Raw genomic sequence first — 283 nt, 5'->3', positions numbered from 1 at the left:
CCTGGTCACGCAGGGGCGCGCCACCTTCGAGCCGCGCCTGCCCGTCTACGAGATTCTCACGCAGCAGGCCGACGCGGTCGTCTCGCACCACTGGGAAAACGCACAGAACTACCTCTATTACGAGGCGCTGCACGGCGGCTATCCGCTCGTGCACAACTCGAACCTGCTGGGCGGATGCGGCTACCGCTACGACGATTTCGACTGCGAAGGCGGGGCGCTGGCACTGCGCGAGGCGTTCGCCGTACACGACGCGACGCTTGCCGGCTACCGCAGTGCCGCCCAT

Annotated in this window: 1 protein-coding gene; it reads left to right on the top strand. The window is 67.1% G+C overall.

Going from position 1 to position 283, the window contains the following annotated elements:
- On the top strand, window positions 1-283 hold a 283-nt coding region (locus tag PXJ20_RS33100), incomplete at both ends, for a DUF2827 family protein (protein ID WP_421057535.1).

The organism is Paraburkholderia sp. A1RI_3L (assembly GCF_048957895.1).
Classification (GTDB): Bacteria; Pseudomonadota; Gammaproteobacteria; order Burkholderiales; family Burkholderiaceae; genus Paraburkholderia; species Paraburkholderia kururiensis.
This window is presented reverse-complemented; position numbering and strand designations above follow the sequence as displayed.